The sequence below is a fragment of the Rhizobium sp. H4 genome (genome assembly GCF_003013335.1).
GTDB lineage: Bacteria > Pseudomonadota > Alphaproteobacteria > Rhizobiales > Rhizobiaceae > Rhizobium > Rhizobium sophoriradicis.
Genome location: NZ_PSOW01000002.1, coordinates 103,865 through 122,950, shown reverse-complemented (window position 1 = coordinate 122,950; position 19,086 = coordinate 103,865). Strand labels below are relative to the sequence as shown.

Below are 19,086 nucleotides of genomic sequence, written 5' to 3'. Positions count from 1 at the left end.
GCAATCCCGCGGCCGATCGTGAACAGGGGGAAGTCATGTCGGATTATTCCGAACTGGACAAGAAGCAGGATGTGCACATCCTGCATTCCATGGGCTATGCCCAGGAACTCGAACGACGCATGAGCTCGTTCTCGAACTTCGCCGTCTCATTTTCCATCATCTGCATTCTCTCCGGCGGCATCAATTCGCTGGCGCAGGCGACCTCCGGTGCCGGCGGAGCGGCCATCGGCATCGGCTGGCCAGTGGGATGCTTCATCTCGCTCGTCTTCGCCGTCGCCATGGCGCAGATCAGCTCGGCCTATCCGACGGCCGGCGGCCTTTATCACTGGGGCTCGATCCTCGGCAACCGCTTCACCGGCTGGCTGACCGCATGGTTCAACCTGCTCGGCCTCGTCACCGTGCTCGGCGCCATCAATGTCGGCACCTATTATTTCTTCATGGGGTCGTTCGGCACCAGCTATCTCGGGCTGACCGATTCGACGACGGTGCGCATCATCTTCCTGGTGATCATCACCGGCGCGCAGGCGCTGGTGAACCATATGGGCATCGGATTGACCGCGAAGCTGACCGACTTTTCGGGTTATCTCATCTTCGCGACGTCGATCGCTCTGGCGGCCGTCTGCCTCATCGCGGCGCCCTCCTACGAGATCAGCCGTCTCTTCACCTTCGCCAACTATTCCGGTGAAGCCGGCGGCAACGTCTGGCCCTCCAATTCGGGCGCCTGGGTCTTCCTTCTCGGCCTGCTGCTGCCGATCTACACCATCACCGGTTACGACGCTTCGGCACATACGTCGGAAGAGACGGTCAAGGCCGCCGAGTCGGTGCCGCGCGGCATGGTCGCCTCGGTGCTCTGGTCGGCGCTTTTCGGCTACATCATGCTGTGCGCCTTCGTGCTGATGCTGCCGAACATGGACGACGCGGCAAAACAGGGCTGGAACGTGTTCTTCTGGGCGATGGACAGCCAGGTCAACCCTGTTGTCAAGGACCTCCTCTATCTCGCGATCTTCATCAGCCAGTGGCTGTGCGGCCTTGCCACCGTCACTTCGGTCTCCCGCATGATCTTCGCCTTCTCGCGTGACGGCGGCCTGCCGGCGTCTAAGGCGCTGTCGAAGGTCAGCCCGCAGTACCGCACGCCGGTTGCTGCGATTTGGACCGGCTCGATCCTGTCGGTGCTGTTCGTCTGGGGCTCTTCGCTCGTCACGATCGGTGAAACGCCGGTCTATACGATCGTCGTCTCGTGCACGGTCATCTTCCTGTTCTTCTCCTTCGCGATTCCGATCACTCTCGGCCTATTCGCCTGGGGTACGTCGAAATGGGACAAGATGGGCCCGTGGAACCTCGGCGAGGGCGTCTTCAAGTTGTTTGCGGTGCTGACGATCATCGCGATGATCCTGATCTTCATTCTCGGCATTCAGCCGCCGAACGAATGGGCGCTCTATATCACCGTCGGCTTCCTCGTGGTCACCGGGATCGTCTGGTTCGGCTTCGAGAGCCGCCGCTTCAAGGGGCCGCCGATCGGCGCCGAAGTGGCAAAGCGCCAGGCCGAAATCGCGGCGGCGGAAGCGGCCGTCGGCGAAAGCGGCGAACGCTAAGCATCGAAGCTTCCCTCTGAATGGCTGGGCCGCCTCGGCGGCCCAGCCACCGGGCAACGAAATGGCATCGGGCCGCAGTGTCCGGTCGAGCGCATGCGATTTCGTTGCCCGATTTTCTCAATCCCAGTTTCAGGCGGATCAATCATGAGCAGCTACACAATCGACGATCTCAGGAAGGATGTTGCCGAAGGGCGCATCGACACGGTTCTCGCCTGCCAGGTGGACATGCAGGGCCGGCTGATGGGCAAGCGGTTCCAGGCGGAATATTTCGTCGAGAGCGCCTGGAAGGAAACGCACAGCTGCAACTATCTGATTGCCACCGACATGGAGATGGAGACGGTCTCCGGCTACAAGGCGACGAGCTGGGAAAAGGGCTATGGCGACTATACGATGAAGCCGGATCTGGCGACGCTGCGCCGCATCCCCTGGCTTGAGGGCACGGCGCTGGTGCTCTGCGACGTGCTCGACCATCACACACATGAGGAGGTCGCCCATTCGCCGCGGGCGATCCTGAAGAAGCAGGTGAAACGCCTCGAGGACATGGGCATGAAGGCCTACATGGCTTCCGAGCTCGAATTCTTCCTGTTCGACCAGAGCTATGAGGCGGCGCATGCCTCCGGCTACCGCAACCTCAAGCTCGCCAGCGCCTATAACGAGGACTACCACATCTTCCAGACCACCAAGGAAGAGGAGGTGATGCGGGCGATCCGCACCGGGCTGCAGGGGGCCGGCATTCCGGTCGAGAACTCCAAGGGCGAGGCCTCGGCCGGCCAGGAGGAGATCAATGTGCGCTATGCCGACGCACTCGCCATGGCCGACCGCCACGCGATCATCAAGAACGGCTGCAAGGAGATCGCCTGGTCGAAGGGCAAGGCCATCACCTTCCTTGCCAAGTGGAACTACAATGCCGCCGGCAGTTCCTCGCATATCCACCAGTCGCTCTGGAGCCTTGAGGAAAAACCGCTGTTCTTCGACCATGCTGGCAAATACGGCATGTCGCCGCTGATGCATAATTACGTTGCCGGGCTTCTCGCCCATGCGAGCGCGATCACTTATTTCCTGGCGCCTTACATCAATTCCTACAAGCGCTTCATGGCCGGCACTTTCGCGCCGACCAAGGCGATCTGGAGCAAGGACAACCGCACCGCCGGCTATCGCCTTTGCGGCGAGGAGACCAAAGGCATCCGCATCGAATGCCGCGTCGGCGGCTCCGATCTCAATCCTTACCTCGCCTTCGCCGCGCTTCTTGCCGCCGGCATCGACGGGATCGAGAACAAGCTGGAGCTCGAGGCTCCCTTCGTCGGCGACGCCTATGGCGGCAAGGACATTCGCGAAATCCCGCGCACGCTGCGGGCGGCGACGACAGCGATGACGGAATCGGCAATGCTGCGCAAAGCTTTCGGCGACGAGGTGATCGACCATTACACCCGCGCTGCCGAATGGGAGCAGGAAGAATACGACCGCCGCATCACCGATTGGGAAGTGGCGCGCGGGTTCGAAAGAGCTTAGTACGGGATTGCGGATTGTCTGCCCCTCACCCTAACCGACCGGGGTCGAGCCGCGGGTCTCGACCCGTCCTTCGGACCCCCGTAATAGGGGGAGAGGGGACTTGCCACACGAGAGGTCGATGGGGACAGAGAGGCAGCTGCTATCCCCCTTCTCCCCGCGAGCGGGGAGAAGGTGCCGGCAGGCGGATGAGGGGCTATGGGCCTCGACGAAATTTTTGAACAATACGAGGACGGAAATCGATCATGGCAATGATCCAATGCATTTCACCGGTCGACGGATCGGTTTACGCGGAGCGTCAGGCACTTTCGCTCGACGCCGCCAAGGAAGTTGTCTTGCGCGCCCGCAAGGCGCAGAAGGCGTGGGCGAAACGGCCGCTCGAAGAGCGCGTGCAACTCGTGCTGAAGGGTGCCGCGCGGCTGAACGAGATGTCCGACACCGTCGTGCCGGAGCTAGCCTGGCAGATGGGCCGGCCGATCAAGTATGGCGGTGAATATAAGGGCTTCAACGAGCGCTCCAACTATGTCGCTTCGATTGCGGCCGATGCGTTGGCGCCCCTCGTCGTCGAGGAAAGCGAGCGGTTCGAACGGCGTATCGAGCGTGAACCACATGGCGTTGTCTTCGTCGTCGCGCCCTGGAACTACCCCTATATGACGGCGATCAACACGATCGCGCCGGCGCTGATGGCCGGCAATACGGTGGTGCTGAAACATGCCTCGCAGACGCTGCTGGTCGGCGAGAGGCTGGTGCAGGCCTTTATCGAAGCAGGTGTGCCTGAGGACGTGTTCCAGAACGTCTTCCTCGATCACGAAACGACCTCGGCGCTGATTGCCGCCGGCAGCTTCAATTTCGTCAATTTCACCGGATCGGTGGAAGGCGGGCGGTCGATGGAGCGAGCGGCTGCCGGCACCTTCACCGGTCTCGGCCTCGAACTCGGCGGCAAGGATCCGGGCTACGTCATGGAAGATGCCGATCTCGAGGCGGCCGTCGATACGCTGATGGATGGCGCCACCTACAATTCAGGCCAGTGCTGCTGCGGCATCGAACGCGTCTATGTGCACGAGTCTCTGTACGACGCCTTCGTCGAGAAATCGGTTGCCTGGGTATCGAATTACAAGCTCGGCAATCCGCTAGATCCCGAAACGTCGCTCGGGCCGATGGCCAACAAGCGCTTCGCCAAGGTGGTGCGCGAGCAAATCGCCGACGCGGTTTCCAAGGGCGCCAAGGCGCTGGTCGATCCGAAGCTCTTCCCACAGGATGACGGCGGCGCCTACCTCGCGCCGCAGGTCCTCGTCGATGTCGATCATTCCATGGCCTTCATGCGCGAGGAGACCTTCGGCCCGGCGGTCGGCATCATGAAGGTGAAGAGTGACGAGGAGGCGCTCGCTTTGATGAACGACAGCCAGTACGGGCTGACGGCTTCACTGTGGACGAGGGATGCCGAGCGGGCATCGCGGCTCGGCCGCGAAATCGAAACCGGCACCGTTTTCATGAATCGCGCGGATTATCTCGATCCGGCGCTCTGCTGGACCGGCGTCAAGGAGACCGGCCGTGGCGGCTCGCTGTCGATCATCGGCTTCCAGAATCTGACCCGTCCGAAATCCTTCCACCTGAAGAAAGTCACAGCATGAGCAGCAGCAACATCACCGCAAACTGGAGCTATCCAACATCGGTCAAGCTCGGCCGGGGCCGCATCAAGGAATTGGCCGGCGCCTGCAAGAGCCTCGGCATCAAAAAGCCGCTGCTGATCACCGATCGCGGCCTCGCCTCGATGGCGATCACCAAGAACGCGCTCGATATCCTCGAAGATGCCGGCCTCGGCCGGGCGATCTTTGCCGATGTCGATCCGAACCCGAACGAGAAGAATCTCGAGGCCGGCGTCAGGGCTTTCAAGGACGGCGGCCATGACGGCGTCGTCGCCTTCGGCGGCGGCTCCGGCCTCGACCTCGGCAAGTGCGTCGCCTTCATGGCCGGCCAGACCCGGCCGGTCTGGGACTTCGAAGATATTGGCGACTGGTGGACGCGCGCCAACCTCGAGGGCATTGCTCCGATCGTCGCGGTGCCGACGACGGCGGGCACCGGCTCGGAAGTCGGCCGCGCCAGCGTCATCACCAACTCCGTCACGCATGTGAAGAAGATCATCTTCCATCCAAAGTTCCTCCCTGGAGTCGTCATCTCCGATCCGGAACTGACGGTCGGCATGCCGAAAATCATCACGGCCGGCACCGGCATGGACGCCTTCGCCCATTGCCTGGAGGCTTATTCCTCGCCCTTCTATCATCCGATGTCGGCTGGCATCGCGCTCGAAGGCATGCGGCTCGTCAAGGAATTCCTGCCGCGCGCTTACAGGGAAGGCACCGATCTTGAAGCCCGCGCCAACATGATGGCCGCCGCCGCCATGGGCGCGGTCGCCTTCCAGAAGGGGCTCGGCGCCATCCATGCGCTGTCGCACCCGATCGGCGCCGTTTACAACACTCATCACGGCATGACCAATGCGGTTGTCATGCCGGCGGTGCTGCGCTTCAACCGCAAGGCGATCGAGGAGAAGATCGGCCGGGCCGCCGCCTACCTCGGCATTTCGGGCGGTTTCGACGGCTTCTACGATTATGTGCTGAAGCTTCGCTCCGATCTCGGCGTGCCGGAAACGCTGACGGCAATGGGAATCGCCTCCGACCGCATCGACGAATTGTCGGCCATGGCGATCGAGGATCCGAGTGCCGGCGGCAACCCGGTTGCCATGACGCTCGAAAATACCAAGACGCTGTTTAGGGACTGCTTCTGAGATCAGAGTAGCTATCCCGCAGATTAGCCCGGAGAGCTTAAAGCGCGCGTCGCGATCTTTCAGATCGCCTCTCGCGCTTTAGTTCTTTGTTTTTGCGCATGTCGTTGCCGCAAAACCGCTGCACATTTTTGCGCGACATGCTTTAGCTTTCCGGGCTTTGTCAATCTCGGGGACATTCTGAATTTTAGGGATGTGAAAAATACCAGCTGCAATTTTGCCGCGCGTGTTTAGAATTTGTTAACCATGATTAGAAAGGATGGATTAACCGCACGATGCTCTCCGATGGTGCGTAAAAGAGCAATTCCGGCTCGCACCATTTCCTTCCGAGGACCGAACATGCCCGTCATCACATTCGCAAACACCAAGGGCGGCGCCGGCAAGACGACCGCTGTTCTGCTGCTCGCGACCGAGCTTGCCCGCAAGGGTTTCCGCATCACCATTCTCGATGCCGACCCGCAGCATTGGATCTCGCGCTGGCACGAAATATCAGGTCACGTGCCGAATATTTCGGTGATCGATTTCGTGACCACCGCTTCGCTGCCGCAGCATATCAGCGAGAATAAGCACAATACCGATTATTTCATCGTCGACCTGCCGGGTGCGCGCAACCCGCTGCTTGCCACCGCCATCGGCCTTTCCGACCATGTGCTGATCCCGATCCAGGGCTGTGCGATGGATGCGCGCGGTGGCGCCCAGGTGCTCGAACTGCTGCAGTATCTGGACGAGAAAGCGGGCATCAAGATCGGCCATTCGGTGGTGCTGACCCGCGTCAATTCGATGGTGACGACCCGGGCGCTGCAGCTCGTCAAGTCGCTGCTCAGCGAACGCCATGTGCCGGTGCTCGACACAGCGATCGTTGAGCGCTCCGCCTTCCGGGACATCTTCGACTGCGGCGGCACGCTGCACACGATTGACCCCTCGCGCGTCAGCAATCTGGACAAGGCCCGCGAAAACGCCATCTGTTTCGCCGAGGAGATGATGAGCAAGCTGCCGGTCCGGCTGACGGCATCCGCCTCCGCAACGAGCCCCATGGTCCGCTCGGCCGCCTGAAATCTCCCACATGAAACGACAAGGCCGCCGGAGCGATCCGGCGGCCTTGTCGCGTTATTGTCGGAATAGTTCAGTCGACGAATTCGACTGTCACGCCCGGCTTGACCATCTTGGCAAGCTCGGTCGCATCCCAGTTGGTCAGGCGGATGCAGCCGTGGCTCTGGGTGCGGCCGATCTTCGAGGGCTCGGGCGTGCCGTGGATGCCGTAGGTCGGCTTGGAAAGCGCCATCCAGACGGTGCCGACGGGGCCGTTCGGGCCGGGCGGAATGTTGAGGATCTTATCGTTGGCACCCTGCTGGAAATTGATCTTCGGATTATAGGTATAGCCGGGATTGAACGCGACGCGTTCGACAGTCACGGTGCCCGACGGGGAGGGCGTGTCGGTGGAGCCGATCGATGCCGGATAGGCGGCAATGAGATTGCCGGCGCCGTCATAGGCGAAGACCTGCTTGCGGCCCTTGTCGGCGATGATGCGGGCAACCTCGCCGCTCTTCGGCTCGCCCGGATTGACGACCTTGATGACCGTGCCGGGGACGCTGAAATCGGCGCCGGGGTTCATCTCTTTGAGGAAGGCCTCGTCCATGTGGAAGCGCTCGGCCAGCATCTCGGTGGTCGATGTATAGGCCAGCGACGGCAGCAGAGCCTTGTGCGAATAGTCTTCCGGGATCTCCGCGACGAAGGGACCGGCGGCATCGGCCGGCGTGATCGTGTAGCTGACGACCGGCAGACCGCCGTTCATGCGCAGTTCTTCGAGGATGGCGTCGGTGTCGTTCGGGTCGAGCTTCGAGCCGGTCATCTGGTCATAGGCATAGATCGACTTGGTGACGTTCGAGCCCATATGGCCGTCGATGACGCCGGGCGAGATGCCGGCGCGATCAAGGAAGACCTGCAGCGCGACGATCTCTGGCTTCGACTTGTTCTTCAGCGTGATCACGGGTTCGTCGGGTGCGGTCGTGGGCGCGTCGGCAGGCGGAATCTGCTGGTCGGGATCGATCGAGGCGTAATCGTCGCCCGATTGCGGATTGCCGATGCTGTTGTCGTCTGGATAGGGCTCCTCGCCGAGCGGCAGGCGTTCGATCGCAGCGTCTCGCGGAATACCGCCGGTGACGGCTCCGCGTTCGGAATAACGCGTATCGCCATAGGAATTGTCGTCGGAATAGTAGGGATCGTTGCCGTTCTGGTCGGGATAGACCTCGCTCGGACCGGGGCGTGGCGGGTAGTAGCCGCGGGCGCGCATCTCGGTGGCGACGACATTGCCGTAGTCGTCGATCAGCACGCGATTGCCGCTGCGGTCGCGGGCATAAATATAGCCGCGCGGGACATAGTCGAGGATTTCGCCGGTTGGCGTGACCAGGACGACGTCGCTCTGCCGGCGGTCACGAAACTGCTGCGCGCCGGCTTGCGGCGCTGCAACGGCAACGGCTGCCAGCAGGGCCGCAAGCGAAAATGCCGACTTCAAAAAGCGATTCACGTCTCACACCTCGAACAGTGACTGGGCCGACACACACCTGCGAATTTTGACGCTAGTGTGGAATTTCTGAAACCGTGCTGAACAAAATATGAAATTCCCTAAGATTTCCTTTTACTCATAAACGTTTGCGTCTCTGCGTCAGTTCCGCAAAATCCATGGTTGCGGCAAAAACACAAGATGGAAACGGCGCGGATTGACGAATGGCGGTGCGAAACCTAACCCTACGGCGGCCGATAAATCCCTGAGGAGACCCGAATGATCGAATTTGCCGCCGCAAGCGGGCCGCGCCTGATGCTCGATGAAACTTCGGTTCTGGATATCGCAGGATGCATCGTCGAAGGCGTCGACATCGCCCCGAAGCGCGCCATTCCCGATGACGGCGATCCGCGAATCGATCACTCGCTCGAAGGCTTCCTCTTCACTTGCGGGCCGGATCATATCCGCCATCGCCAGCCGATTGCCGGCCGGGCCGACGGCAAGGTCTATCCGCTGCACGGATCGGCCTCCGGCCATGCGGCCAAGGTGCTGTGGACGAAATACGAAAACGGCAATGCCGAATGCCGCGCCGATATCGACATTGTAACCGTCGAGGGACTGCCGCAGCGCATCGAGCGGTTATGGCGGATCGACGGGGCCACCGGCGAAGTGCGGCTGGAGGACCGGGTCGTCAATATCAGCGACCGAACGGTGCCGACCTTCCTGATGTATCACATCAACACCGGCGGCAAATGGCTCGACGCGGGCACGCGGCTCGAAGGGCGGATGCTAGAGAATGGCGGTTTCCCCTGGGCATTCGGCGAGGAGCCGGGCGGCATCTTCTGCGTGCCGGCGCCGGCAACGGAGGCGGGCTTGGCGGAGGTTCGCCTCGGACCGATCGCCGCGATCGGCGGCAGGACGCTCAGTGTGCGCTTTGGCGCCGACACGCTGCCCTATCTGCAGGTCTGGCGGAACCAGAAGGCGCCGGCCCATATTATTGGAATCGAGCCGGTCTCGCATCGCTGGGTGTTGCGTGACGAGCTCGAGGCGGCCGGCGAATTCAATATGCTGGCGCCCGGCGAAAGCCGCAGCTACTTGCTGAGCTTTGCCTTCCTGTGAGTGAAGTGTTGTTGACGCTCGCCAGCCTCCGTCGTAGACCTTCAGCCCAGGATTTATGAGGAGACAGGACGATGGATATTCGCCAGATCGACGATGAATATTCGGTTTCGGGCCAGATCACGCTCGAGGACCTCGACGAGATCAAGGCGCTGGGGTTCAAATCGATCGTCTGCCACCGCCCCGACCATGAGAGCCCCGATCAGACCTCATTCTCGGTCATCGAGGCGCGCGCGCGGGAACTCGGCCTCGAGATCACTCATGTGCCGGTTGGGCCGATGGGCGTGACCGAGGAGGCGGTGCAGGGCATGGTCGATGCACTCGACGAATTCCCGCGGCCGATGCTCGGCTATTGCCGCTCCGGCGCCCGCTCGACGGCGATCTACCAGAAGACCCACCATATCCGCAGCTAGGTTCCGGTCCGGCTGCCGATTTTCCGGCGCTGAACCGCAGCGCCGTCACCTTCCATTCACTCAGGAGACTATGATGAGCATTAAGCGTATCGACGTCGGCGCGCGCATGAGCGGCGCCGTCATTCACGGCAACACGGTTTATCTCGCAGGCCAGGTCGGCGAGGGCGAAAGCGTCACCGATCAGTGCAACTCCTCGCTTGCCGAAGTCGACCGCCTGCTGGCCGCGGCTGGCAGCAACAAGTCGAAGATCCTGCAGACCCTCGTCTATCTCTCCGACATCGCTTATTTCGCCGAGATGAACGCCGCCTGGGAAGCCTGGATCGATCCGGCCAACCCGCCGGCCCGCGCCACCAGCGAAGCCAAGCTCGCTGCGCCGAAATACAAGGTCGAGTTCATCGTCACGGCCGCGATCGACTGAGATCGCCGCAGGATTGTATGAAAGCCGGTAGGTGCGTGACCAACCCGAATGGGGCCGGTCACGGGCCTACCGGCTTTTTGTTTGCGCGATTTCCGAGAGCGTGCGTGTCGGCGTGATCGCCTCAGGATCGAGTTTGACTTCGATGATCGCCGGCTTGCCACTGTCGCGCGCCCGCTCGAAGGCTGCGGCGAATTCCTCCGTCCGCTCCACCGTCTCGCCGTGACCACCATAGGCGCGGGCAAGGGCGGCGAAATCGGGATTGGTGAGATCGGTGCTGCTGACGCGGCCGGGATATTCGCGCTCCTGATGCATGCGGATCGTGCCGTAGATGCCGTTGTTGACGACGATTGCGATGATCGGCAGGCCGTAGCGGATGGCGGTGGCGAATTCCTGACCGTGCATCAGGAAACAGCCGTCGCCGGCAAAGCAGATGACCTCGCGCTCGGGAAAGAGCCGCTTGGCGGCTACCGCCGCCGGCAGGCCGTAGCCCATCGAGCCGGAGGTGGGGGCGGCCTGGGTGTTGAAGCGACGGAAACGATGGAAGCGGTGCAGCCAGGTGGCATAGTTGCCGGCGCCATTGGTGAAAATCGCCTCCGGCCCGGTGTTGGCTTCCAGCCACTCCATGATCGGGCCCATGTGAACCGCGCCCGGGCCGGTTGCCGGCGGCTTCGACCAGGAAAGATAGGCCTGGTGCATGCGCTGTGTGCGCTCCGCCCAGTGCGGCTCGGCCGGTGCTTCGAGATCGGCGAGTGCGGCGACGAAATCGGAAGGAGTGGCGCAGATGGCGAGATCCGGGCGGTAGACGCGTCCCAGTTCGGAAGGATCGGGATAGACATGCACCAGCGATTGCTGGGGGTAGGGGATATCGATCAGCGTATAGGACGAGGACGGCATTTCCGACATGCGGCCGCCCAGAAGGATCAGCAGGTCGCTTTCCTTTATCTCCTTGGCGAGGACAGGATTGATGCCGATGCCGACATCGCCGGCGTAACAGGGATGGAGATGATCGAAGAGCATCTGCCGGCGGAAGGAGCAGCCGACCGGCAATTGGAAACGCTCGGCGAAGCCTGCGAAATCGGCGACGGCATCGGCGTCCCAGCGCGTGCCGCCGAGGATTACCATCGGCCGCTCGGCCTTCAGCAGTCTTATATAGAAATCGTCGACCTGCCTGCGGCCGGGATGCGCCTCGATGCTCGTGTAACGCTTGGCGCGGGGCGCCTCGACTTCGTCGCGCAGCATATCCTCCGGCAGCGTCAGCACCACGGGACCGGGGCGGCCGGAGGTTGCGATCGCAAAGGCGCGGGTGACGAACTCGGGAATGCGGGCGGCATCGTCGATCTCGCCCACCCATTTGGCGAATTCGGTGAAAGCGCGGCGGAACTCGACCTCCTGGAACGCCTCGCGCTCGCGGGCTTCGCGCTGCACCTGACCGATGAAGAGGATCATCGGGATCGAATCCTGTCTTGATATATGCAGGCCGGCAGACGCATTGGTGGCGCCGGGGCCGCGGGTGACCATGCAGATGCCGGGTTCGCCGGTTAGCCTGCCCCAGCAATCCGCCATCATCGCCGCTCCGCCCTCCTGGCGGCAGACGAGGACATCGATATCGCTGTCGCGCAGGGCGTCGAGAACGGCAAGAAAGCTCTCGCCGGGTACGCAGGAGAGGCGTTTGACGCCATTGGCCTTCAGCGCCTCGACGATCAGTTCCCCACCGGTCTTCTTCATGACGATGCCTTTCTCTCACGCTCGGCGAGCTCCGCCAGTATGTCTTCCCTGTGTTCGTCGAGGCGGGGGCTCGGCCTGACATAATGCAGCGGCGTCTCGGACAGCACCACCGGCGTCCTGACCCCCGGGATGAGCGTGCCGGCGGCATCCGCAAGGTCGATGCGCAGACCGCGGGCGCGCACCTGCGGATCGGCGAACATCTCCTCGATCGTATTGATCGCGCCGGCAGGGACACTATTCTCTTCGCAGGCCCTCAACAGATCCGCCTTCTGCCATTTTAGCGTTTCGGTCGAAACGAGCCGGCGCAGCTCGGCCCGATTGCCGACCCGCGCCCTATTGGTGGCGAAACGTTCGTCGTCGGCGATCGTCTCGAGGCCGAGTATGGTGCAGAGGCGGCGAAACTGGCCGTCATTGCCGACCGCAAGAATGAGGTAGCCGTCGGCCGCCGGCACGACCTCATAGGGCGAGATATTCGGATGGGCGTTGCCAAGCCGGGTCGGTGCGGCGCCGGAGACGAGGTAGTTCATGTTCTGATTGGCGAGCACGGCCGATTGCACATCGAGCAGCGCCATGTCGACGAGCTGACCTTCGCCGGTTTTCAAGGCATGGATCAGGGCCGCCTCGATCGCCGAAACGGCATAGATGCCGGTGAAGATATCGGCGATCGCCACACCCGCCTTCATCGGCTGGCCGTCCGGCTCGCCGGTGATCGACATGAAGCCGGACATGCCCTGAACGATGTAATCGTAGCCGGCGAGGCTGGCATAGGGGCCGGTCTGGCCGAAGCCGGTGATCGAGCAATAGACGAGCTTCGGGTTCAGTCTGCGCAGGCTCTGGTAATCGAGCCCGTATTTGGCGAGCCCGCCGAGCTTGAAGTTCTCGATCACCACGTCAGCTGTGGCGACCAGACGGCGGACGAGATCCCGGCCTTCTGGGCTTTTCAGGTCGGCGGCAATGGAGCGTTTGCCGCGATTGGCGGCGTGGTAATAGGCGGCTGAGAGGTTTTCGCCGTCGGCACCTTCGACGAAGGGCGGGCCCCATTGGCGCGTATCGTCGCCGCCGTCGGGATTTTCGACTTTGATGACATCGGCGCCGAGATCGGCGAGCATCTGTCCCGCCCAAGGGCCGGCCAGCACGCGGGCGAGCTCGATCACCCGGATGCCGGCAAGCGGCGGCTTTTTCGTCAGGCTCTCGGTCATGGTCCTCCCGGGCAATCTACGGCGCCAGCGTCACCTCAGATGTATCGGATACGGGTTTGGAAGCAAAGCGGCGCTCGCGCCAAAGGATGTAGATGCCGGAGGCGATGATGATCATGATGCCGAGCCATTTTATCGCATCCGGAAAGTCGCCGAAAACAAGCCATGCGAAGATCGTCGCCGAGACGATCTCGAAATATTGCAGCGGCGCCAGCGTCGAAGCCGGTGCGGCGCGATAGGCGTAGACGCCGAAGATGCCCGCTATCGCGGCCATGGCGCCGACGCCGGTGACATAGAACCAGGCGCTGCCTGCCGGCATGACGGGATCGAAGATGTCGGAGCCGCTTCCTTCGCCGGCAAGAAGCAGGATGGCGCAGAAGATCAGGCCCCAGATGCCCATCTGGAACTGCATGGCCCAGGGATCTTCCTTGTGCGACAGGACGCGGGTCATCAATACGAAAATGGCGATGCAGAGAGCGCTGAGGACGGGCAGGAGCGCAATGTAGCCGACTTCGTTGAAACTCGGCTGGATGATCAGCATCGCCCCGAAAAAGCCGACGCCGCAGGCGGTGTAGCGCCGCCAGCCGATCGTTTCCTTCAGGAAAATGCCGCCGAGGATCGTCACGATGATCGGCTCGACGAAGAAGATCGCGATCGCATCGGCGACCGCCATGTATTTCAGCGTGGTAACGAAGGAAATCATCGAGATAGTGATGATCGCGCCGCGGATGGCATGGAACAGGCTCTGGCGCCATGAGAAATCGGCAAAGCTGCGCCGCCATATCACGATCGGCAGCATGCAAAGCGCCTGCACCGCGAAGCGGCCGGCGGTGATCTCGGCGGAGGGGATGGTGACGACGGCAAGTTTGGCGAAGATATCGATGAGCGGCGAGAACATTACCGAAAGAAACATCAGAGCAAGCCCCATCGTCACGTCGGAGGGGGATGAAACGGGCCGGGCGGAGGTGCTACTCATGATGGGGTTCTCGTTATCCGGGATTTTGGCCGTTCCGGCTCTTGCCGACCGCGCCGTCACACCAGTCGGCGAAGGCGGCAATGGCTGCATCTGCGCCGGTGTCATTCAGCGTTTCGTGCCGCATGTCCTGATATATCTCAGTGCTGATACGGGAGAAGCCCTGGCCTTTCAAATGGTTTGACAGCCAGGCTACGGCTTTTCCACGCTCGGTCGCCGGATCTTCTGCGCCGCCGACCAGATGGATCGGCAAGTCGCGCCGCAGCCGGTCGAGATGGATCCTTTGCGGTGCGCGAAAGGTTAGTTCGAAGACATCGAGCCAGAGCGAAACCGAGGCGTCGAAGCCGCAAAGAGGGTCGGCGACATATTTGTCGACTTCCTCGGGAATATGCGAAAGCCAGTCGAATTCCGTGCGGCGGTCGGCGATGGACCGGCCCCAGGCGGCGAAAGTGAGTTTCGGGAGGAGGCCGCTCGGCACGTCCGAGCCTTTCAGCATGCGCTCGGCGGTGAGGATCGCCTGGGCCGCGCGGCCGGCAAGGCCGACGGCGAAATTGGAATTCCACACGGCGACAGCGTCGAAGTCGGCCGGAGCGGTGACGGCGGTATTGAGCGCGATGAGACCGCCCATCGAATGGCCGAAGAGGATGACCTTCAGGCCGGGATGGCGCGAGGCCGCGTGAGCGCGCATGGCAATGATGTCGCCGATCACCCGTTCGACGCCATCGCGTCGTGCGAAGCGGCCGATCGGGGCATCCGGCGCCGTCGTCTCGCCGTGGCCGCGGTGATCATGGGCATAGGCGTGATAGCCGCGCGCCGCCATCGCCTCGGCAAAGCGGCGATACCGCTTCGAGTGCTCCGCCAGGCCATGCGATATCAACAGAATGCCGCATGCGGGGCCGCTGGCCTCGGCATGGTGATAGGCCAGCGATGCTCCCGGCACGGAGAGCCATTGCGTTTCAGAAAACATTCGGATCCTTCCAGCCGCAGAGCAGATCGCTAGCGCATAATTCCGCAAAGCGAAATCGATTTGAGCAATTATGCTTCAACTCAAAGTGACAAAGCGTCCTTGGTGTGACTTTAAATCGTTTGACGCAATTGATAACAAATTACAGGAATATTGCGATTCAGGGTTGCTGACGTTTACTCTTTGTGCTTATCTGTTCCTGCATTGTTCTTCTATGGGGGCTGAAATGAGCAGCATGCAGTTGCGTACCTTGACATTCGCCGTATCGATGGCCCTTGCCGGCGCCGCCATGGCGCAGCAGGCCGACGGGCGCACCCGTTTCATTCTTGCGGCGAGCTGGCAGCCCGCCTTCTGCCAGACGAACCAGAAGAAGGCTGAATGCGCAAGCCAGACCGGCGAACGCCATGACGCGACGAACTTCTCGCTGCACGGGCTTTGGCCGATGCGGCAGAATTATTGCGGCGTCAGCGACGATCAGAAGGCCGCTGACAAGGATGGCAAATGGGCTAGCTTGCCTCAGGTCACGCTTTCCGCCGAGACGCAGGCGGCGCTGGTAAAGGCGATGCCCGGCACGCAGTCCGGCCTGGAACGGCATGAATGGACGAAGCACGGCACCTGCACGAAAATGAGCGCCGAGGATTATTTTGGCGTCGGCGTGCATCTCTTGGGTGGGCTCAACGCGTCGGCGGTGCGCGAGCTTTTCGCTGCCAATATCGGCAAACCGGTCAAGGCCGAGGCGATCAAGGCGGCTTTCGACAAGAGCTTCGGGCCGGGCGCCGGCGACCGCGTCAAGATGAGCTGCCGGCGGGCCGGCAATGTCAAGATGATCAGCGGCCTGACGATCGGGCTTTCGGAGGCTGCCGGATCGGCGTCGGCGAAAAGCGCCGGCCTTGCCGATCTGATCCAGGGGGCGGGAAAAACCTCTTTCGGCTGCGATGAAGGTGTCGTGGATGCGGCGGGCTTCTGACCGGAATCCTGCCTAAACCGGGTTTCGGCGTTGCCCACAGGCGCTGTTTCGCCTACATAGCGGCACGAAACGAAGTTTCCCGCCCGGAGCAGCGCAGCATGGCACGTCAATTCATCTATCATATGTCCGGCCTCAACAAGGCCTATGGCAACAAGAAGATCCTGGAGAACATCCACCTTTCCTTCTACCCGGATGCCAAGATCGGCATCCTCGGGCCGAACGGCGCCGGTAAATCCACTGTGCTGCGCATCATTGCCGGCCAGGACAAGGAGTATACCGGCGAAGCTTGGCTGGCCGAGGGTGCCACGGTCGGCTATCTCGAGCAGGAACCGCGTCTCGACGCGAACAAGACGGTGTTCGAAAACGTCATGGAAGGTGTTGCCTCGAAGACGGCGATCCTCGATCGTTACAACGAATTGATGATGAACTATTCCGACGAGACCGCGGAAGAGGGCGCCAAGCTGCAGGACATCATCGACAGCCAGAACCTCTGGGATCTGGAAAGCCGGGTCGAGATGGCGATGGAAGCCCTGCGCTGCCCGCCGCGCGACGCCGATGTCACCAGCCTGTCCGGCGGTGAGCGCCGCCGTATCGCGCTCTGCCGCCTGCTGCTGTCGCAGCCGGATCTGCTGTTGCTCGACGAACCGACCAACCATCTCGACGCCGAAACCATCGCCTGGCTCGAAAAGCATCTGCGCGACTATCCAGGCGCGGTGATGATGATTACCCACGATCGCTACTTCCTCGACAACGTCACTGGATGGATCCTCGAACTCGACCGCGGCCGCGGCATCCCTTACGAAGGCAACTATTCGGCCTATCTGCTGGCGAAGGCCAAGCGCATGGAGCAGGAAGGTCGCGAGGAGGCCTCGCGCCAGAAGGCGATCAGCCGCGAACGGGAATGGATCGCCTCCAGCCCCAAGGCCCGCCAGGCCAAGTCCAAGGCACGTATCAAGTCCTATGAGCAGCTGGTGGATGCCGCCGAAAAGCAGCGTCCCGGCGACGCGCAGATCATCATCCCGGTCAGCGAACGGCTCGGCCAGGTGGTCATCGAGATGGAGGGCATCACCAAGGGCTTCGAGGGCCGCACGCTGATCAACGACCTGTCGATCAAGCTGCCGCCGGGCGGCATCGTCGGGGTCATCGGCCCGAACGGCGCCGGCAAGACGACGCTGTTCAAGATGATTACCGGCCAGGAAAAGCCTGACAGCGGTTCGATCCGCATCGGTGAAACCGTGCATCTCGGTTATGTCGACCAGAGCCGTGATGCGCTTGCCGGCGACAAAACGGTCTGGGAGGAAATCTCCGGCGGCGCCGAAATCATCAAGCTCGGCAAGTTCGACATGAACTCGCGCGCCTATTGCGGCGCCTTCAACTTCAAGGGCGGCGATCAGCAGCAGAAGGTCGGCAACCTCTCCGGCGGCCAGCGCAACCGCGTTCACCTCGCCAAGATGCTGAAGGCCGGCGGCAACGTTTTGCTGCTCGACGAACCGACCAACGACCTCGACACCGAAACGCTGGGCGCGCTGGAAAACGCGCTGGAGAACTTCGCCGGCTGCGCCATCATCATCAGCCACGATCGCATGTTCCTCGACCGTCTGGCGACGCACATTCTCGCCTTCGAAGGCGAGGGCCATGTCGAATGGTTCGAAGGCAACTTCGAGGATTATGAAGAGGACAAGGTCCGCCGCCTCGGCCCCGATGCCCTCAACCCGGGGAGCCAGGCCCATAAGCGTCTGACGCGCTGATCGTCTCTCTTTTCGATTGAGAAAGCCCCGGTTCGGCCGGGGCTTTTTCGTATCTGGCCCTGTCGCAATTTGAGCAGGCAATTTCGCGGAGAGTGCGAATTGCCGCTTGCCACCGCTTTTCAAATCACATAAAGATATCTTTATATCTTGATTGGGCCGATGATGAGCGAACCTTTGAAGCTTGGACTGGATGGGCTGGTGGACGTCTTGAAGGCGGCCGGCGAGCCGACGCGTCTGCGTCTTCTGGCGCTTCTCGACGCCGGCGACCTGACGGTGACCGATCTGACCGAAATTCTCGGGCAATCTCAGCCTCGCATCTCCCGCCACCTGAAGCTGCTCGGTGAAGCGGAACTGATAGAGCGCTACCAGGAAGGCGCCTGGGCCTATTTCCGCCTCAAGCAGGAGGGCAAGGCGGCAATGCTGGTGCGGGCCTTGCTGAAACATGTCTCCGAAAACGATCCGACCGTTCTTCGTGACGGCGAGCGGCTGTCGGGGGTCAAACGACAACGGGCCGAGCGGGCGCAGGCCTATTTCAGCCGCAACGCCGCGGAATGGGACGAACTTCGCCGCCTGCATGCCGCCGATGAGGAAGTCGATGCCGCCGTCATCCGACTGCTCGGCAACCAGCCGATCGATTCATTACTCGATCTCGGCACCGGCACCGGCCGTATCCTCGAACTCCTGGCCAGGCTCTACCGCCGGGCGATCGGTGTCGATGCCAGCCGCGACATGCTGAGTGTGGCGCGCGCCAATCTCGACAAGTCTCGCATCACCAAGGCGACGGTGCGCCACGCCGATATTCTGAACCTGCCGTTCGAGGGACAGGATTTCGATCTGGTGACGATCCATCAGGTGCTGCATTTCTTCGACCAGCCGGAGATTGCCATCGCGGAAGCGGCGCGCATGCTGCGGCCGGGCGGCCGGCTCGTTGTCATCGACCTTGCGCCGCACACGCTCGAATATCTCCGCGACGAGCATGCGCATGTCCGTCTCGGCTTTTCGCACCAGGCGATGTCCGACTGGCTGCGCAAGGCCGGGCTCGATGTCGAGCAGGTCGTCGATCTTCATCCGGGTCAGCAGAGCGGGCAGGGGCTGACGGTCACCGTCTGGCTCGCGCGTGACCCGAGGCGCCTCATGGCTTCGCAACTAAGCGAAGGCGCCGAACCTACATTTGCCGGGAGAGTATGAC

The 19,086-nt window shown here is 62.0% G+C and carries 16 protein-coding genes; 11 read left to right on the top strand and 5 right to left on the bottom strand.

What is annotated here, in order from left to right; translation table 11 throughout:
* Positions 1–35: 35 nt before the first annotated feature.
* The 5 genes from C4N04_RS03295 (at position 36) to C4N04_RS03275 (ending at position 6,930) form a co-directional block, all read left to right on the top strand.
* On the top strand, positions 36–1,592 hold the full coding sequence (locus C4N04_RS03295; RefSeq protein ID WP_077993109.1) for an amino acid permease: 1,557 nt from the start codon (positions 36–38) through the stop codon (positions 1,590–1,592).
* 144 nt (positions 1,593–1,736) lie between these two features.
* Positions 1,737–3,101 (top strand): glutamine synthetase family protein, encoded by a 1,365-nt coding sequence (locus tag C4N04_RS03290; protein ID WP_077993067.1) that lies wholly within the window; start codon positions 1,737–1,739, stop codon positions 3,099–3,101.
* 242 nt (positions 3,102–3,343) lie between these two features.
* Positions 3,344–4,729, top strand: coding sequence for an aldehyde dehydrogenase family protein (locus C4N04_RS03285; protein ID WP_039621060.1), 1,386 nt, complete (start codon positions 3,344–3,346; stop codon positions 4,727–4,729).
* Positions 4,726–5,880, top strand: a complete 1,155-nt coding sequence (locus C4N04_RS03280; protein WP_077993065.1) for an iron-containing alcohol dehydrogenase — start codon at positions 4,726–4,728, stop codon at positions 5,878–5,880. Before C4N04_RS03285 ends, C4N04_RS03280 begins: the two co-directional genes overlap by 4 nt.
* Positions 5,881–6,216: 336 nt before the next feature.
* A complete protein-coding gene (locus C4N04_RS03275) occupies positions 6,217–6,930 on the top strand; it encodes a ParA family protein (RefSeq protein ID WP_038690185.1) in 714 nt (237 codons plus the stop codon).
* A 70-nt stretch (positions 6,931–7,000) separates the two neighbouring features.
* Here C4N04_RS03275 and C4N04_RS03270 read toward each other — a convergent pair whose 3' ends face one another.
* Positions 7,001–8,401, bottom strand: coding sequence for a L,D-transpeptidase (locus C4N04_RS03270; RefSeq protein ID WP_077993063.1), 1,401 nt, complete (start codon positions 8,399–8,401; stop codon positions 7,001–7,003).
* 255 nt (positions 8,402–8,656) lie between these two features.
* On the opposite strand from C4N04_RS03270, the gene C4N04_RS03265 reads away from it, so the two are divergent.
* The 3 genes from C4N04_RS03265 to C4N04_RS03255 all read left to right on the top strand — a co-directional run bounded on the left by C4N04_RS03265 (position 8,657) and on the right by C4N04_RS03255 (position 10,324).
* Entirely contained in the window at positions 8,657–9,496 is an 840-nt protein-coding gene (locus C4N04_RS03265) for a DUF4432 family protein (RefSeq protein WP_077993061.1), read from the top strand.
* Between the two features lie 71 nt (positions 9,497–9,567).
* Positions 9,568–9,906, top strand: coding sequence for a TIGR01244 family sulfur transferase (locus C4N04_RS03260; RefSeq protein ID WP_012484529.1), 339 nt, complete (start codon positions 9,568–9,570; stop codon positions 9,904–9,906).
* Between the two features lie 73 nt (positions 9,907–9,979).
* The gene (locus C4N04_RS03255) at positions 9,980–10,324 is read left to right on the top strand and encodes a RidA family protein (RefSeq protein WP_009982628.1); all 345 of its coding nucleotides are present in this window, start codon (positions 9,980–9,982) and stop codon (positions 10,322–10,324) included.
* 66 nt (positions 10,325–10,390) lie between these two features.
* On the opposite strand, the gene C4N04_RS03250 is transcribed toward C4N04_RS03255, so the two are convergent.
* Genes C4N04_RS03250 through C4N04_RS03235 form a run of 4 tightly spaced genes read right to left on the bottom strand, consistent with a single transcriptional unit; the run spans position 10,391 to position 15,185 of the window.
* Positions 10,391–12,049, bottom strand: a complete 1,659-nt coding sequence (locus C4N04_RS03250) for a thiamine pyrophosphate-binding protein (protein WP_077993059.1) — start codon at positions 12,047–12,049, stop codon at positions 10,391–10,393.
* Entirely contained in the window at positions 12,046–13,248 is a 1,203-nt protein-coding gene (locus C4N04_RS03245; RefSeq protein ID WP_077993057.1) for a CaiB/BaiF CoA-transferase family protein, read from the bottom strand. Before C4N04_RS03245 ends, C4N04_RS03250 begins: the two co-directional genes overlap by 4 nt.
* A gap of 16 nt (positions 13,249–13,264) precedes the next feature.
* Positions 13,265–14,221 carry a DMT family transporter gene (locus tag C4N04_RS03240; protein ID WP_077993055.1) on the bottom strand — a complete coding sequence of 319 codons (957 nt, stop codon included), beginning with the start codon at positions 14,219–14,221 and terminating at the stop codon, positions 13,265–13,267.
* 13 nt (positions 14,222–14,234) lie between these two features.
* Positions 14,235–15,185 (bottom strand): alpha/beta hydrolase, encoded by a 951-nt coding sequence (locus C4N04_RS03235; RefSeq protein WP_077993053.1) that lies wholly within the window; start codon positions 15,183–15,185, stop codon positions 14,235–14,237.
* 223 nt (positions 15,186–15,408) lie between these two features.
* Between C4N04_RS03235 and C4N04_RS03230 the strand changes: the two genes are divergently transcribed.
* From C4N04_RS03230 to C4N04_RS03220, 3 genes are all read left to right on the top strand, one after another.
* On the top strand, positions 15,409–16,149 hold the full coding sequence (locus tag C4N04_RS03230) for a hypothetical protein (protein ID WP_009989543.1): 741 nt from the start codon (positions 15,409–15,411) through the stop codon (positions 16,147–16,149).
* A gap of 98 nt (positions 16,150–16,247) precedes the next feature.
* Positions 16,248–17,897, top strand: a complete 1,650-nt coding sequence (gene ettA, locus C4N04_RS03225; RefSeq protein WP_077993048.1) for an energy-dependent translational throttle protein EttA — start codon at positions 16,248–16,250, stop codon at positions 17,895–17,897.
* A gap of 162 nt (positions 17,898–18,059) precedes the next feature.
* Positions 18,060–19,085 (top strand): metalloregulator ArsR/SmtB family transcription factor, encoded by a 1,026-nt coding sequence (locus C4N04_RS03220; protein WP_086156465.1) that lies wholly within the window; start codon positions 18,060–18,062, stop codon positions 19,083–19,085.
* The last annotated feature ends 1 nt before the right edge of the window (position 19,086 follow it).

Coding starts and splice junctions, on each gene's coding strand:
- C4N04_RS03285 (WP_039621060.1), top strand. CDS start 3,344: ATGGCAATGATCCAATGCATTTCACCGGTCGACGGATCGGTTTACGCG.
- ettA (WP_077993048.1), top strand. CDS start 16,248: ATGGCACGTCAATTCATCTATCATATGTCCGGCCTCAACAAGGCCTAT.
- C4N04_RS03290 (WP_077993067.1), top strand. CDS start 1,737: ATGAGCAGCTACACAATCGACGATCTCAGGAAGGATGTTGCCGAAGGG.
- C4N04_RS03235 (WP_077993053.1), bottom strand. CDS start 15,185: ATGTTTTCTGAAACGCAATGGCTCTCCGTGCCGGGAGCATCGCTGGCC.
- C4N04_RS03275 (WP_038690185.1), top strand. CDS start 6,217: ATGCCCGTCATCACATTCGCAAACACCAAGGGCGGCGCCGGCAAGACG.
- C4N04_RS03265 (WP_077993061.1), top strand. CDS start 8,657: ATGATCGAATTTGCCGCCGCAAGCGGGCCGCGCCTGATGCTCGATGAA.
- C4N04_RS03295 (WP_077993109.1), top strand. CDS start 36: ATGTCGGATTATTCCGAACTGGACAAGAAGCAGGATGTGCACATCCTG.
- C4N04_RS03245 (WP_077993057.1), bottom strand. CDS start 13,248: ATGACCGAGAGCCTGACGAAAAAGCCGCCGCTTGCCGGCATCCGGGTG.
- C4N04_RS03220 (WP_086156465.1), top strand. CDS start 18,060: ATGAGCGAACCTTTGAAGCTTGGACTGGATGGGCTGGTGGACGTCTTG.
- C4N04_RS03250 (WP_077993059.1), bottom strand. CDS start 12,049: ATGAAGAAGACCGGTGGGGAACTGATCGTCGAGGCGCTGAAGGCCAAT.
- C4N04_RS03255 (WP_009982628.1), top strand. CDS start 9,980: ATGAGCATTAAGCGTATCGACGTCGGCGCGCGCATGAGCGGCGCCGTC.
- C4N04_RS03260 (WP_012484529.1), top strand. CDS start 9,568: ATGGATATTCGCCAGATCGACGATGAATATTCGGTTTCGGGCCAGATC.
- C4N04_RS03280 (WP_077993065.1), top strand. CDS start 4,726: ATGAGCAGCAGCAACATCACCGCAAACTGGAGCTATCCAACATCGGTC.
- C4N04_RS03240 (WP_077993055.1), bottom strand. CDS start 14,221: ATGAGTAGCACCTCCGCCCGGCCCGTTTCATCCCCCTCCGACGTGACG.
- C4N04_RS03230 (WP_009989543.1), top strand. CDS start 15,409: ATGAGCAGCATGCAGTTGCGTACCTTGACATTCGCCGTATCGATGGCC.